General features: G+C 45.7%; 12 protein-coding genes. 7 read left to right on the forward strand and 5 right to left on the reverse strand.

Going from position 1 to position 12,591, the window contains the following annotated elements; genetic code table 11:
• Window positions 1–2: 2 nt before the first annotated feature.
• Window positions 3–950, forward strand: a complete 948-nt coding sequence (locus tag FHS68_RS22360; RefSeq protein ID WP_167275848.1) for a D-2-hydroxyacid dehydrogenase — start codon at window positions 3–5, stop codon at window positions 948–950.
• A gap of 1 nt (window position 951) precedes the next feature.
• On the opposite strand, the gene FHS68_RS22365 is transcribed toward FHS68_RS22360, so the two are convergent.
• The 4 genes from FHS68_RS22365 to FHS68_RS22380 all read right to left on the reverse strand — a co-directional run bounded on the left by FHS68_RS22365 (window position 952) and on the right by FHS68_RS22380 (window position 3,917).
• Window positions 952–1,134 carry a hypothetical protein gene (locus tag FHS68_RS22365; protein WP_167275177.1) on the reverse strand — a complete coding sequence of 61 codons (183 nt, stop codon included), beginning with the start codon at window positions 1,132–1,134 and terminating at the stop codon, window positions 952–954.
• Window positions 1,135–1,186: 52 nt separating this feature from the next.
• Window positions 1,187–2,332, reverse strand: coding sequence for an amidohydrolase family protein (locus tag FHS68_RS22370; protein ID WP_167275179.1), 1,146 nt, complete (start codon window positions 2,330–2,332; stop codon window positions 1,187–1,189).
• 96 nt (window positions 2,333–2,428) lie between these two features.
• Entirely contained in the window at window positions 2,429–3,415 is a 987-nt protein-coding gene (locus tag FHS68_RS22375; protein WP_167275182.1) for an MFS transporter, read from the reverse strand.
• Window positions 3,324–3,917: an MFS transporter gene (locus FHS68_RS22380; RefSeq protein WP_167275184.1), complete on the reverse strand. Its 594-nt coding sequence runs from the start codon at window positions 3,915–3,917 to the stop codon at window positions 3,324–3,326. Before FHS68_RS22380 ends, FHS68_RS22375 begins: the two co-directional genes overlap by 92 nt.
• A gap of 168 nt (window positions 3,918–4,085) precedes the next feature.
• Between FHS68_RS22380 and FHS68_RS22385 the strand changes: the two genes are divergently transcribed.
• Entirely contained in the window at window positions 4,086–5,132 is a 1,047-nt protein-coding gene (locus FHS68_RS22385; protein WP_229212025.1) for an SGNH/GDSL hydrolase family protein, read from the forward strand.
• 15 nt (window positions 5,133–5,147) lie between these two features.
• Here the strand turns inward: FHS68_RS22385 and FHS68_RS22390 are convergent, their stop codons facing one another.
• Window positions 5,148–5,558 (reverse strand): hypothetical protein, encoded by a 411-nt coding sequence (locus FHS68_RS22390; RefSeq protein WP_167275187.1) that lies wholly within the window; start codon window positions 5,556–5,558, stop codon window positions 5,148–5,150.
• 117 nt (window positions 5,559–5,675) lie between these two features.
• Between FHS68_RS22390 and FHS68_RS22395 the strand changes: the two genes are divergently transcribed.
• The 5 genes from FHS68_RS22395 (at window position 5,676) to FHS68_RS22415 (ending at window position 12,536) form a co-directional block, all read left to right on the forward strand.
• On the forward strand, window positions 5,676–6,524 hold the full coding sequence (locus FHS68_RS22395) for a DUF3667 domain-containing protein (RefSeq protein ID WP_167275189.1): 849 nt from the start codon (window positions 5,676–5,678) through the stop codon (window positions 6,522–6,524).
• A gap of 33 nt (window positions 6,525–6,557) precedes the next feature.
• The gene (locus FHS68_RS22400; RefSeq protein WP_167275191.1) at window positions 6,558–7,169 is read left to right on the forward strand and encodes a hypothetical protein; all 612 of its coding nucleotides are present in this window, start codon (window positions 6,558–6,560) and stop codon (window positions 7,167–7,169) included.
• Window positions 7,170–7,344: 175 nt separating this feature from the next.
• On the forward strand, window positions 7,345–8,460 hold the full coding sequence (locus FHS68_RS22405) for an acyltransferase family protein (RefSeq protein WP_167275194.1): 1,116 nt from the start codon (window positions 7,345–7,347) through the stop codon (window positions 8,458–8,460).
• Window positions 8,461–8,578: 118 nt separating this feature from the next.
• Window positions 8,579–9,286, forward strand: coding sequence for an ATP-binding cassette domain-containing protein (locus FHS68_RS22410; RefSeq protein WP_167275197.1), 708 nt, complete (start codon window positions 8,579–8,581; stop codon window positions 9,284–9,286).
• Between the two features lie 190 nt (window positions 9,287–9,476).
• Complete coding sequence (locus FHS68_RS22415) at window positions 9,477–12,536, forward strand: serine hydrolase domain-containing protein (RefSeq protein ID WP_167275201.1); 3,060 nt, start codon at window positions 9,477–9,479, stop codon at window positions 12,534–12,536.
• Window positions 12,537–12,591 lie beyond the last annotated feature (55 nt).

The following is a 12,591-nucleotide window of genomic DNA, read 5'->3' on the forward strand; positions in this document are numbered from 1 at the left end:
TGATGAACATCACAATCCTCGACGGCTATACATTAAATCCGGGTGACCAGGACTGGGCACCGATTCTTAAACTTGGGAATGTGAGCATATTCGATCGGTCGCAAGGGGATGAAATTTTGGAGCGGGCTAAGGATGCGGAGGTATTGCTTGTTAACAAAGTGGTCCTGTCAGAATCAACGTTAAGCCAGCTTCCAAAGCTGAAATACATTGGGGTAATGGCTACGGGATTTAATAACATTGACATCGCTGCGGCTCAGAAAAATAACGTTACAGTAACTAATGTGAAGGCATACGGCCCGGCGTCCGTCGCACAGCAGACTTTCGCCTTGCTACTATCACTGGTTAATCGGGCCGAAACGCACAGTCAAAGCGTTTTTGCAGGTGATTGGGCTGCATCGCAGGATTTTTGCTACTGGAAAACGCCACTCACTGAATTAGCTGGAAAAACGATGGGTTTGATTGGATTGGGAGATATTGGATCACAGGTCGCCCAAATAGCGCAGGCATTTGGCATGAAAGTGATCGCTTACCGGAAACACCCGGCCGAAACCAAAGGTATAGAAATGGTCACACTTGACGATATTTTCACAAAAAGCGATGTGATCAGTTTACATTGTCCGCTTACGGATGATACCAGGGAGATCATCAATAAGCACTCCCTCTCTCAAATGAAGCCAACCGCGTTTTTACTCAATACGGGTAGGGGCCCGTTGGTTAATGAAGTTGATCTGGCCAATGCTCTTAAAGAAGGTACGATTGCAGGGGCAGGTCTGGATGTATTGTCTACTGAGCCGCCTAAATCCGATAACCCACTCGTTTCAGCACCCAATTGTGTCATTACCCCACACGTGGCTTGGGCTACTTTCGAGTCAAGAAAACGATTGCTTCAAATGGTGGCAGATAACCTCAAAGAATTCATGGAAGGCAAACCAATGAACGTGGTTTCGTAGCTTATTCATCCTTCTTTTTCTCACCCCAGTCTGTCTTCATTTTGGAATAAGACTTTTTGTCAACGGTTTTCTTACTTTTTGGGCGGGAAGTGCCTTTCTTTTTTCTTGCATTGATATTGTTAACCAGCGAGTTCTTTACACCCAACTTATTCTTTTTCCTGCTCCCTGTTTTCGCCTTTGCCATTTTTGATGAAGTTTATGAAATGGCCGCCTCAATTTTCGTGCCTGGGACTTCACTACTTAAATTTTTCCAGCGAAAACCAATTCTCAGCATTCGTCCGATAAATTTTGTCCACAACGGTTTTTGGAAGTCTTAATCCATTGAATTCCTTTTCCACGTCCGCAACCTTCATTTTTTCCGAGGATGTGAAGAATTTCCAATGTTCCAGCCAATTTTCATGCGCTTGTTTACTGTATACATCAATGGGCGTTTTTTCATTAACCGTTTCGTCGGTGGCATACACAAGTCTGTCCTGGTACTTAACAAAAAAGTCGCGCACCTTTTTTGGATTTGTTACCGCCTGAAATTCAAAATGTGTGATCCTCTCGGCCATATCTACGGCCATATTTGGATAGAGGTCCAATCGCTTTGCTAATGTATCCGTATCCCATTCCAAGCTTCCCAGATGCGCTCCTACGAACTTTAACTTCGGATGTTTTTCCAGCATATGGTCCCTGGCCGCCATGATATATTCATGTGTTGGATATTCCGGATGCAGGTACATGTGATACTCCGGATGTTCAGAAAAGTAATTTTTATCACCCGCCACGGTCATTTTGTCAACGGGCAGCCAGGCGTTCTTGGGCTCGCCAATGTGGCCAATGAACGTAGCGTTACTCTTTTCGATGAAATCCAGGACAGGATCAAACTTCGGATCGTCGATCATTACAAATTTACCTTTGGCATCTTTCAACTCCATCCCGACATTCTTCCAGATCTTAACCGCAATCGCACCCTTTTCAAAGGAATCGTCCAGATAGGAAATCGTTTTCTGCGCCCAGCCCGGCTCATTGAAGTCCTTCACCGAAATTGTTGTCGCATAGGCAAGGTCATTTGGATAAGCCTTCAACAGTTTTACAGCCAGCCCCTGCTGCTCTCCGATCGGCGGGGAATAGCCGGAATTCACATTGACCGTTATTAATTTGAAATGATCCCTTTTGGCCTGGGCAATGAAAGTGGTATCATACACTTTGAAATGTACGTGGGTATTAATTTTGGAAATCTTCCCGAAGTCTTCGTCGGTGTAGTAAGCAGATTTATCATCGGTCGCCTCTGAATTGTCGTCACTTTCGTTCCCACTTTTTTGCGTACAGTTGAATGCGAGATAGCAAAAGCTTAAAATCAGACTTTTAGCAAGGATATGTTTTGGGTGGATTTTCATAGAAGTGGTTAAGTTTTCATTGATGAAAAGCACTTAACCCCTGATTTTTACCAGCAACTCCGGTTCTGTTGCAATGCCTGCCTGCATTCCGATTGGTTATCTGCTGAATTTAATCGCAACCAGAACGGCAACAACAAAAATAATGCAGGCACTCAAAAATGAAGTTATGTGCAGAGAATGTATAAATGCTTGCTTTGCCTGTGCTAGAAGTCCGGTGTCATTCAACCGGTGTGCTTCCGCTATTGCGCCGCCGATCGTATCGCGGGATACCGCGCTGCCGGTGGAATTGTCCATATCATGGCGATAGAGTGTATTCCATACGCTGCCCAGAATGGCAACGCCCAATGCGCCACCAAATCCAGTACTAGTTTCGGAAAGGCCTGCTGCCGCACCTGCCTTTTGGGCCGGCGCCGATGCCAGAACAAGGTCAATGCCTACGGTTACCGTCAGCCCGCATCCTGCCGACATCAGCACCATGGCCACCACAAGCAAGGGCAATCCATTGTCAGTAAGCAATGAAAGTGATGCAATTCCCGTAGTCAGCAGCAAAAGACCGGCGGTGATAACAACGCCCCGGCTAAAATGTTTAAGCGCAATTGGCGCGAGCATACACAAAACAACGCTACCCAATGCACCCGGCAGCATCCACAATCCAGCTTCAAATGATCCAAGCCCCAATACCGATTGCAGGTACTGCCCTACAAAGAGGAACATACCCGACCAGCTAAAAATCCCGATAAACAACGCCCCCAAAGCGGCATTGAACCTGGCATTGGAAAAAAGTTTCAGGTCAATCAGCGGCAATTCAAGCTTTTTTTGCCTTTGAATAAAAATAAAAATAATCCCGAAGCCGGGCAGAGTACTTAACAATGCAATGAGGCTGATTCCGTCTTGTGCCATTTGTTTGATACCAAAAATAATTGCCAGAATGCCCGCTATTAACAATACAGCACTAAGCAGATCCATGGATTTGGCTTGGGTATCCTTGATATCAGGCAATAGAAACGGCCCAGCTGCCAGTAACGCGACAATAAGTGGCACCGGCATCAGAAAGACCGAACCCCACCAGAAATGATTGAGCAAAAAGCCACCAACGATGGGCCCCCAACATTGTTCCCGATGAAAAACAGGTGGTGTACAATCCCATAGCAAAGGTCCTCTCGGATTCATTGACGAACATATTCCGTATCAGTGAAAGCACGGTAGGCAATATAGCAGCGCCGCCAATTCCCATAATCCCTCGTGCGATAATAAGCCAGAAAGCCGAAGGTGCGAAAGCCGCCATGACCGACGAAACACTGAATGCAAAAGCTCCCCATAAAAGTACCTTCCTCATTCCCAACCGGTCGCCAAGCGAACCCATTACAATCAACAGTCCCGCATTCATAAATCCAAAGATATCCGTGATCCACAGAAGTTGGGTACTGCTGGGCTTCAGGCCAATGCTCAGTACCGGCAGTGCCAGGTAAGTGACGGTCATATCAACCGATACCAGGAGTGTCGGAATGATCAGTATGGCCAATGCGGCCCATTCGCGGCGTCCGGCTTTGGGCTGAATTGACTTGCTAATGTTTGGTGATGGCATGAAACAAAGGTAATTGTCACATTCCAAGACAGAAGAGGGGATTCACGACAAAGTGCGGGCGAATATAAGCCAAGTTTGGGTTGCACGTTTTACTACCGCATATTCAAAAATCTTGGAATGATTCTTGTTGTATGTACCTCGGAAAATACTCAAAGCTCCCCTAAAAGAATGAATCAAGAGAATCAGACTAAATCCGGCGCTGGTAGCCCGGACAATTTATTGACCCGCAGACGCTTTTTTCTACATTCCGGGGCAGCAATCCTGGCAACCAACATGTTAACATCCTGCAGCGGTGTACTGGACGACCTGCTCCCGAAAAAGGACAAGCCGGGATTAGAAGAACCGGAGCCGCCTTTACGGGACAAAACGCTGGCATTTTTTGGCGACAGCCTCACCATTGGAACGGGCGGTACCCGCCCATACGGAGCATTAGTGGGGGCAGCATTATCTGGCAGGACCGTTTTCAGCGATGGTATTGTGGGCCAGATCGCACAGTCGATTTCCATCAGACAGGGCGGAACACCAGTTACAATAACTGTCGAAGGAGGAAAATTCGATGGGACAAATGCGGTTAAGATCACCAAATTAAGCAACGAGTTCTTATCCACGCCAATCAACGATAATACGTATAGCAGAACCGGCACAATTGCCGACATAAAGTGTACCATCACGAGGACAGCCAATTCCGCCTCTGGTGAAAGCTATACCATCACACCTGAATCTACCAGCACGACCGAAATCCCGGCCGACTCGGTATTCATCCTCGACGATGCGGTCCATCTTAAAACCGCAACGCAAATCTTGTGGTATGGCCGCAATGACGTTGGCGATGCGTCTGCGGAGGAAAAGATCCTTACAGCGCTGGAAAGCTCTATCGCCTACATTACGGACCCGAAACGATATCTTGTTCTTGGAGTATTACTTGCTTCACCAGACATTAGAGGAACCGTAAAATACGGTCAGGTGACGGAGATCAATGATACGCTTGCGGCTAGATACGGCAAATCATTTGTGCCCATGACGCCACCGACCGCCGCCGAATTGGAAGCAATCGGTTACACGCCGACATCTGAGGATAATACGGATCTGGAAAATATGAATTTCCCGAGGGGCCTCAGAGCTAACGAAAGCACTGATAAAATACACCTCAATGATAAAGGCTACCAGATTGTGGCCAACCGGGTGGTTACAAAGCTGAAAGAATTGAAATATTGAAGTGGAAGACCAATGCTATTTGCCAAATAACTGATCGAGGCTAAACCTCCCTTTCTTGGCCAATGCTTCCAGTTGTTGCTGCTGCTCAGGATTGAGTACCTCGATCATTTCAGCCCTTTTTTCTTCCGCCAGCCTTTTGCGGTCGCGGCGTTTGGCATCGTCGTTCCGGGAAAGCTTCCTTTCCAACCTGTTATATCTTCTGTCAATTTTCTTAAACTGTTTTTGCTGGCGTTTGCTCAGGCTCAGTTCTTCTGCAAAACGGTCGAGGTTTTTTTCGAACCTGCGGTTATTCAGGTTATTATTGGTTGGCTGCTCTTCATTGCGGTAACTCTCATCATTGTCCCTCGTATTGGCGGTATTGGACGTCGCACAACCTGTGAGCCACAATGTGGTAATCACAAAAAACAGCATCAGGGATTTTTTCATGTCAGACATCTACGGGATTAAAATGTTGATGCATATAACGCAAAGCTGTGGTTCAGAAATATAAAAAAATGTATTATTACGAGACATTCGGCCGGGCTCAACCGCACTTTTTACGTTATGGAGAAATCTTTAATCGCCTGCAAAAATTGTGGGAACCAGTTTTCGGGCAAGTATTGCAGCCACTGCGGGGAGAAGGTCTACGGAGAGCACGATCGCTCGGTACTGCATTTTCTGGAAGAAGTATTTCACTTTGCCACTCATTTTGAGGGGGCGCTTCTAACCACCATTAAAACCTTTATTCTCCACCCCGGAAAAGTTTCGGACGATTACTGTTTCGGGATTCGCAAGAAATATTTCAAACCAATCTCCCTGTACCTTTTACTGGTGGTATTATACCTGCTCTTTCCCAAATTTGAGGGGCTCAATATGCGTTTGCAGTTTTACGAACGTCAGCCAGTCTACGGCCAATTTGCGGGTCAGAAAATTAAATCAGTCATGCAGAAAACAGGCATGTCCTTTGCGCAGCTCGAAGAAGTCTTTCGGGCAAAAAGCGAGAAGACTTCGAAATTCCTGCTCCCGGTCCTCATTCCGCTTACCGCCCTATTCTTTTGGCTGTTGACTTTCCGGAGGCGAAAGTACTTTTTTGACCAGATTATCTTCGCTACAGAAGCCAATTGCATTTTTCTCCTTTGGGGATTTCTGGCATTCCCGGTACTTCTGCTCCTGGCTGATTACGTCAATTATTCGATCAATCACACGCACCTCCGTCCTGCCGAACGAATAGTGGCAATTCTCGTTTACCTGGGCGCATGCATTTTTGTTGCAGTAGGTTCCAGGCGGTTTTATAAATTGAGTTACCCGCAATCCATCGCTTTTGCCCTTCTGTTTGGGGCGGTACAAGTTTTTAATGTAACAGTTCCCTACAAATTTCTCTCATTCATCATTACCATCAGTCAGATACATTAGCCAAGCATTGTTCATTTTATCCGAACCCATTTTATGAACAAGTATCACTGCATTCTCTTTCTATTATTGAGCTGCCTGGGCACAAATGCCCAGAATACCCTGAATGATCCGGCCGACATGGCGGGTATTTATGGCGGTGGCCAGATCGGCATTCAAAACAACAGGCCCGTTCTTGGCGGCGAGTTATTTTGGGTGTCTTCCAATCACCTCGGCATTTCTGCGGATGCGAATTATAGCATTTACAGATGTCGCGAATTGCCCCCGAATTATCAAAAAGGAACGTGCTTTTTCGGTAACTGCCTTCCACAGGATAAAGTACTGACCGTATCGCTGATGGGGCTTTACCAATGGTCGCTTAAAAATCCAAGATTAAGCCTCGGCGTTTTAGCAGGGCCTTCTTTGATTAAATATGACAGCCACGAATTCTTCCGCAGTGAGGGTGCAGGCTTTGATTTTTTCTCATCAGGAAATTATGATTTCAATGAGAAAACCAGTTTCGTGCCAGGCTTGAACGGTAAGGTGCGTCTGACTTATCGCCTGAGGACACATATGGCTGCTGGCTGTGCGATATTCACAAATTTGAACAATGCCAAAGTAGTAAGAGGCTTCAATCTGAGTTTGACATTCGGACGGTTCAGAAATTAATAGTATTAATTTTCACATGTACCTCGGTTGTTACTCAGGCTGATCCGAATAAATGTTAATTTTCGGAAAGCTGGAAGTGGTATTTTTTAGCATCTTTGCAGTACCTATCATTAGTTTTTATTTTAATGTCTCCCCATTTTTCCAAATTTTATTTCCCTTCACTCTTATTTATCAAATGAAAGATAGTGCCCCTCCACAAAGGTTATTGTCGCTGGATACGTTGCGTGGTTTTGACATGTTCTGGATTTCGGGAGGCGAAGAAATTTTCGCCGTACTTGCCAAAGTAACCGGATGGTCGTGGGCGATCTTCATGGCCCACCAGTTCACACATCCCGACTGGAACGGTTTCCGCGCCTACGATCTGATCTTTCCTACATTCCTATTCATGGCCGGGGTGTCCGCACCATTTTCATTGGGAAGCCGGCTGGATAAAGGCATTCCGCCATCACAACTGATCCGAAAGGTCATCCAAAGAGGGCTTATCCTTGTATTGCTTGGGATTATTTATAATAATGGGATTTTTGAAACGGAATGGCACAACATGCGCTATCCAAGCGTATTGGCGCGCATTGGTTTGGCGGGAATGTTTGCCCAGATCATTTATTTATACACTGGAAAAAGGGCGAGGTGGATCTGGTTTGGTAGCATACTGATCGGTTACTATTTATTTATGACATTTTATCCGGTTCCTGGTTGCGGAGCAGGTTTGCTTACAATGGATTGTAATCCGGCCAGTTATATTGATAAAATGATCATTCCCGGGCGTTTACACCTTACCATTCATGATCCTGAAGGGCTGGTATCCACAATCCCTGCCATTGCAACCGGATTGATGGGAATTTTCGCCGGAGAACTGCTGCGGACCAGTGAAGAAACCTTATCAAAAAATAACAAAGTCGTTTATCTAGTTTTTGCAGGCGTTGTCAGCCTTTTGGTTTGTGTTGTCTGGGATTACTTTTTCCCGATCAATAAGAATCTCTGGACGAGTTCGTTTGTGCTTTGCGCAGGCGGTTTCAGCACATTGCTGCTCGCCTTGTTCTACTGGATTGTGGACGTACTAAACTACCGCAAATGGACATTGTTTTTTGTTGTGATCGGGATGAATTCCATCGTGATATACATGATCGGCCGGTTTATTTCTTTTGGATATACCACACATGCAATTTTTGGCGGTATCCTCAGCTACTTCCCCGAACCTGTTGAAGCCGTGGGAGAAATAATCGCCTTCATCATGGTCCAATGGGCATTTATGTATTTGCTATATCGAAACAAACTCTTCCTAAAAGTATAACATTGGAGAAAGGGAAAAAGGAGGAAAGGGATGAAAGGGACGAAAGGGATTATTAATATTAAGCGTTATTACATCCTCCCCTTCCTCCATCCTCCCCTTCCTCCCCAAACTAAAAAATATGTCCATCGAAGTTACCAATCTAACAAAAGTATACGGAGCGCAGCGGGCGATAGATGGGATTTCATTTACGTTGAAAAAGGGTGAGATCGTAGGTTTCCTTGGCCCGAATGGCGCAGGAAAATCGACCACTATGAAAATTTTGACCGGCTATCTCAAACCCACGGAAGGACTGGCGAAGGTTTCGGATTTTGATGTGGTGGAGCAACCTATGCCCTCAAGGAAATCCATCGGATACCTGCCCGAACACAATCCGCTCTACCTTGATATGTACGTGACAGAATTTCTGCTTTTTTCAGGAAAACTATATGGCATGAGCGGAACTTCACTCAAAACCAGGGTGGACGAAGTGATTGCCATGTGCGGCCTGGAACCCGAAAAGCGCAAGAAAATAGGGCAGCTTTCAAAGGGTTATCGTCAACGTGTTGGGCTCGCGCAATCGTTTCTGCACGATCCGCAGGTGTTGATATTGGACGAACCCACAACCGGTCTTGATCCGAACCAGATACAGGAGATCAGGGATGTGATCCGCACGGCAGGCAAAGACAAAACGGTTCTTTTCTCGACCCATATTATGCAGGAAGTGGAAGCATTGTGCGACCGCGTGATCATCATTAATAAAGGTAAAGTGGTGAGCGACAGCTCACTGGACGAACTTCGGGCAACTGGAAATTCTTTGGAAGAAATTTTTCGGCAGCTTACTAATTGAGTATATTAGATGGGCTTAGTTGTCTAAACCATAATCATCCAAACAATTATTAGAATTGTATTAAAAAAGGCGTTTGCTCGCATTTATAGCAACTTTAAACTGTTATAACAATAATCAACGATTACTTTAAAATGTCCGTGTCGCGTTTGATTAAGCTAACATTTCCCTCGTTAAAGTCAGTGATACAAATATGAAAGATTGGTTTTTTAGCCGGTTTCGTGTTGTCGTAAATATTGTGGTATTGGTTATTTTAACATCAATGGCTTCCGTTGCCTGGAAGCGTATGAATGTTAGGACTGAAACCGTCGCATTGGAAACCAATGTTGTTAAAAAACCAGTTGTAAAAGCGCCGAAAAAGAAAGCTGATCCAGTCCTGGTGCTTCCCGAAAACGAATGGGTCGACAGCACACTCAAATCCCTGAGCATTGACCAAAAGATCGGTCAACTTTTTATGGTTGCCGCTTTTTCCAACCGCGACGAGGCACATTACAAATACATCGACCGTCTGATCAGCGAATTTCACATTGGCGGATTAATCTTCTTTCAGGGCGGACCAGTCGGTCAGGCTCTGCTCACCAATCGTTATCAATCACATTCCAATATTCCGCTTTTTGTCGGTATCGATGGCGAATGGGGCTTGGGTATGCGGCTCGACAGCACGGTTACCTTTCCAAAACAAATGGTGCTGGGTTCTATTCAGGACAATCAGCTGGTTTACAGAATGGGCAGCGACATTGCCCGCCAATGCAACCGGCTTGGTATACAAATTAACTTCGCGCCGGTAGCCGATATCAACAGCAATGCGGCCAATCCGGTGATAGGTATACGTTCATTTGGTGAAGACCGTGAGAATGTGACCCGCAAAGCGATTGCTTATATGAAGGGTTTGCAGCATCATAAGGTCATCGCCACTGCCAAGCATTTCCCAGGCCACGGCGATACAGACGCAGATTCGCATTTTACATTACCTGTCTTAGCACATTCACTTGATCAGCTAACCGAGACGGATCTGTACCCTTATCGCGAAATGATCGCCGACAGTTTAATGGGCGTTTTGAATGGGCACCTCAACATTCCTGCTCTTGATAACACGCCCAATCAGGCTAGCTCATTATCCGAAAAGGTCGTGAATGGTCTTTTGCGTAAAGAACTGGGTTTCCGCGGACTAGTGTTCACGGACGCAATGAATATGAAAGGGGTATTGAAAAACGGAAAGGCGGCGGATGTGAATCTAAAAGCAATTATCGCAGGTAATGATGTGTTGCTTTATCCCGAAAGCATTGCGGAGACAGTGAATAAAATTAAGGATGCGATCAATCAAAAATTGATCAGCGAAAAAATCATTGACGATAAGGTTAAGCGAATCCTTCAAGCCAAATATTGGGCAGGACTCAGTCAATACACGCCTATCGACGTCTATAACCTATATACCGATCTTAATACCGAAAATAGCAAAGAGCTTTACCGAGAACTTTGTGAGGCATCGGTAACGGTTGTTAAAAATGAAAATGACCTGATCCCCATCGGCTCGGTGCTCGACAATAACATGGCTTCGGTGAGCATTGGAGAAGGCAGCAGTGCCTCGTTTCAGAAAATGCTATCGACCTACAAACCAATGCGTTCCTACGCTTTTTATGAAGGGCCGTCTTCCCAGGAGCAGATTTCAGAAATGCTGACCTATCTGGAACCTTACAATACCGTGATTGTAGATATCCACGGCATCGCTTCGAATCCAAAAAGAAATTACGGCGTTACTTCCGGCATGACCGACTTTGTGAGCCAATTGAAACAGCAAAACAAAAAGGTCATACTCTGCCTTTTCGGAACACCATACAGCATTCAGTACTTCCCGGAAACGGACGTGCTGATCTGTGCAAACCAGGATGGGAAAGAACAGCAGGAGATTGTTCCGCAGATTGTTTTCGGTGCAATGAGTTCGCAGGGAAAATTACCTGTGTCTGTATCGTCCTACAAATTTGGAACCGGGGTTACTACTACCTCGATCAACCGAATTGCCTTTGGAACCCCTGAAAGCGTGGGGATGAACGGAAGCTGGCTGAAACGGATTGACGAAGTGGCAAATGCTGCTGTGAATGATCACGTTTTCCCAGGTTGTGAAGTATTGGTTGCAAGAAAAGGCAAGATCATTTACGATAAGCAATTCGGCGGGCTTAATTATCGTACGCCGGAAAGGGTAACCTCAGAAACCATCTATGACCTCGCTTCGGTCACCAAAGTTTCCGCGACATTGCAGGCAATCATGCTTTTATACGACCGCAAGCAGATCGACCTGGATGAAAAAGCATCGTTTTATCTGCCCGAACTTGCTGAAACCAACAAACAGAATTTTACAGTCCGCGATCTGCTGATGCACCGGTCGGGGCTGGTATCCTTTTATCCGCCACTTTGGGACCGTACCAAAACCAGCGCGGGAGGTTTATTGCAGGAATATTATAGTTCTAAAGCAGATACAACCTATTATCTGCAGGTCGCTCCCAAGCTTTTTGCCAAAGCTGCATTGCGCGATTCAGTATGGAAATGGGTGATCGAATCGCCAATGAATAACAGGAAGGACCGGTCAGGAAGTTATGGGTTCCTTTATAGCGATCTCGGATTTCTTACTCTTCAAAAAGTCGTGGAACGGGTTACGGGGCAGCCTTTGAATATTTTTGTTGCTGCAAATATTTATGAACCGCTTGGTTTGGCATATCTCGGTTTCAATCCTTTAAAGCGTTTCCCTGAGAAACAAATCGCCCCAACCGAAAATGATTACCGTTTTCGCGGCCAATTATTGCAGGGAACCGTCCATGACCAGATGGCCGCCATTGTAGGCGGCGTGGCAGGACATGCGGGCTTGTTTGGAACGGCGAGGGACCTGGCTATTCTATTTCAAATGAACCTTTGGAAAGGTAATTATGCCGGGAAAAGATACTTTGAGCAACCTACCGTACCCTTTTTTTCAAGGATATATGACGAGTCGCATCACCGGGGATTGGGCTGGGATAAAGCACCTGCAGATGGTAATAGTTCTTACGTCTCCTCACAGGCGTCAGTGAATTCTTTTGGCCACACCGGCTTTACCGGAACGATGGTCTGGATAGACCCGGAGGAAGATTTAATGTTCATATTTCTTTCAAACAGAGTGAATCCTGATGCTGAAAACACCAGCATTACCACCCAAAGAACGCGGAGAAAAATCCAGGACATTGTCTACAGTTCGCTCCTGGAAAGGAAAAGCCAGCTTCCTTAATGTAGTGGAAGTGTATTTCAAAAATATCTCTAACTTTACCAATCAAACAGGTAGC

Origin of the sequence: Dyadobacter arcticus, from assembly GCF_011762185.1 — a bacterium.
In the GTDB taxonomy this organism is placed as follows: Bacteria; Bacteroidota; Bacteroidia; order Cytophagales; family Spirosomataceae; genus Dyadobacter; species Dyadobacter arcticus.

What these genes read in the sequence shown, in the direction of transcription:
- FHS68_RS22360 (WP_167275848.1), top strand. Translation starts at nt 3, where the DNA reads ATGAACATCACAATCCTCGACGGCTATACATTAAATCCGGGTGACCAG.
- FHS68_RS22365 (WP_167275177.1), bottom strand. Translation starts at nt 1,134, where the DNA reads ATGGCAAAGGCGAAAACAGGGAGCAGGAAAAAGAATAAGTTGGGTGTA.
- FHS68_RS22370 (WP_167275179.1), bottom strand. Translation starts at nt 2,332, where the DNA reads ATGAAAATCCACCCAAAACATATCCTTGCTAAAAGTCTGATTTTAAGC.
- FHS68_RS22380 (WP_167275184.1), bottom strand. Translation starts at nt 3,917, where the DNA reads ATGCCATCACCAAACATTAGCAAGTCAATTCAGCCCAAAGCCGGACGC.
- FHS68_RS22385 (WP_229212025.1), top strand. Translation starts at nt 4,086, where the DNA reads ATGAATCAAGAGAATCAGACTAAATCCGGCGCTGGTAGCCCGGACAAT.
- FHS68_RS22390 (WP_167275187.1), bottom strand. Translation starts at nt 5,558, where the DNA reads ATGAAAAAATCCCTGATGCTGTTTTTTGTGATTACCACATTGTGGCTC.
- FHS68_RS22395 (WP_167275189.1), top strand. Translation starts at nt 5,676, where the DNA reads ATGGAGAAATCTTTAATCGCCTGCAAAAATTGTGGGAACCAGTTTTCG.
- FHS68_RS22400 (WP_167275191.1), top strand. Translation starts at nt 6,558, where the DNA reads ATGAACAAGTATCACTGCATTCTCTTTCTATTATTGAGCTGCCTGGGC.
- FHS68_RS22405 (WP_167275194.1), top strand. Translation starts at nt 7,345, where the DNA reads ATGAAAGATAGTGCCCCTCCACAAAGGTTATTGTCGCTGGATACGTTG.
- FHS68_RS22410 (WP_167275197.1), top strand. Translation starts at nt 8,579, where the DNA reads ATGTCCATCGAAGTTACCAATCTAACAAAAGTATACGGAGCGCAGCGG.
- FHS68_RS22415 (WP_167275201.1), top strand. Translation starts at nt 9,477, where the DNA reads ATGAAAGATTGGTTTTTTAGCCGGTTTCGTGTTGTCGTAAATATTGTG.